Here is a 1,688-nt window from a genome sequence, read left to right as displayed (position 1 = left end):
GTGACTGCCCTAGCGCCTAGGCCTACTCCCGCTGTGACGGCGGCTCGGCCTTTTCCGCCGCGGATGGGACCTAAGGGTTCGTTCGTTCACAAGGCGATTACGACCACTGATCCCAAGGTGTTGGGGATCATGTACATCGCGACGTCGATTGCGTTCTTCCTCGTCGGTGGGTTGATGGCGTTGTTGATGCGCGCCGAGTTGGCTGTGCCGGGGATGCAGTTTCTGTCCAACGAGCAGTACAACCAGTTGTTCACCATGCACGGCACGATCATGTTGCTGTTGTATGCGACGCCGATCGTGTTCGGGTTCGCCAATTACATTCTGCCGTTGCAGATCGGTGCTCCGGATGTGGCGTTCCCGCGGCTCAATGCGTTCTCGTACTGGTTGTATCTGTTCGGTGCGTTGATCACCACGGCCGGGTTCATCACTCCTGGTGGTGCCGCGGACTTCGGGTGGACTGCCTACACGCCGTTGACGAGTGCTCTGCATTCGCCGGGTGTGGGTGCTGATCTGTGGATCATGGGGTTGGCGGTGGCCGGTTTGGGCACCATCCTCGGTGGCGTCAACATGATCACCACGGTCATCTGTTTGCGGGCGCCGGGTATGACGATGTTCCGGATGCCGATTTTCACCTGGAACATTCTGGTGACCTCGATTCTGATTCTTCTTGCGTTCCCGTTGTTGACGGCGGCGTTGTTGGGGTTGGCGGCCGATCGTCATCTGGGTGCGCACTTGTTCGATCCGGCGACCGGTGGTGTGTTGCTGTGGCAGCACTTGTTCTGGTTCTTCGGTCATCCCGAGGTGTACATCATCGCGTTGCCGTTCTTCGGGATCGTCTCGGAGATCTTCCCGGTGTTCTCGCGTAAGCCGATGTTCGGGTACACCACGTTGATCTACGCGACGATCGCGATCGCGGCGTTGTCGATCGCGGTGTGGGCGCATCACATGTATGCCACCGGTGCGGTGTTGCTTCCGTTCTTCTCGTTCATGACGTTCTTGATCGCGGTGCCCACGGGTGTGAAGATCTTCAACTGGATCGGCACGATGTGGCGTGGTCAGGTGACGCTCGAGACGCCGATGTTGTTCTCCATCGGGTTCTTGATCACGTTCCTCTTCGGTGGTCTCTCGGGTGTGTTGCTCGCCAGCCCGCCGATCGATTTCCATGTCACCGACACCTACTTCGTGATCGCGCACTTCCACTATGTGGTGTTCGGGACGGTGGTGTTCGCGACGTATGCCGGTATCTATTTCTGGTTCCCGAAGATGACGGGCCGGATGATGGACGAGACGCTCGGCAAGTGGCATTTCTGGTTGACGTTCTTCGGGTTCCACGGCACGTTCCTGGTGCAGCACTGGCTCGGGAACGAGGGTATGCCGCGTCGGTACGCCGATTACCTGGCGTCGGACGGGTTCACCACACTCAACATCATTTCCACGATCGGGGCGTTCGTGCTCGGTGCGTCGACGTTGCCGTTCGTGTGGAACGTCTTCAAGTCCTACCGGTACGGCGAAGTGGTCACCGTCGACGATCCGTGGGGGTACGGCAACTCGTTGGAATGGGCGACCTCCTGCCCGCCGCCGCGGCACAACTTCACCGAACTGCCCCGGATCCGTTCCGAGCGTCCCGCGTTCGAACTGCACTACCCGCACATGGTCGAACGCCTCCGCGCCGAAGCCCACGTCGGACC

Annotated in this window: 1 protein-coding gene; it reads left to right on the top strand. The window is 59.8% G+C overall.

Features of this window, described 5'->3' with window-relative positions; all coding sequences use genetic code 11:
• On the top strand, positions 1-1,688 hold a 1,688-nt coding region (gene ctaD / locus CH290_RS08040; RefSeq protein WP_094620621.1), incomplete at its 3' end, for an aa3-type cytochrome oxidase subunit I.

This window comes from Rhodococcus sp. 06-156-4 (assembly GCF_002259345.1).
GTDB classification, from domain to species: domain Bacteria; phylum Actinomycetota; class Actinomycetes; order Mycobacteriales; family Mycobacteriaceae; genus Rhodococcoides; species Rhodococcoides fascians_E.
The sequence above is the reverse complement of the archived record's forward strand: the minus strand, read 5'-3'. Positions and strand labels throughout refer to the sequence as shown.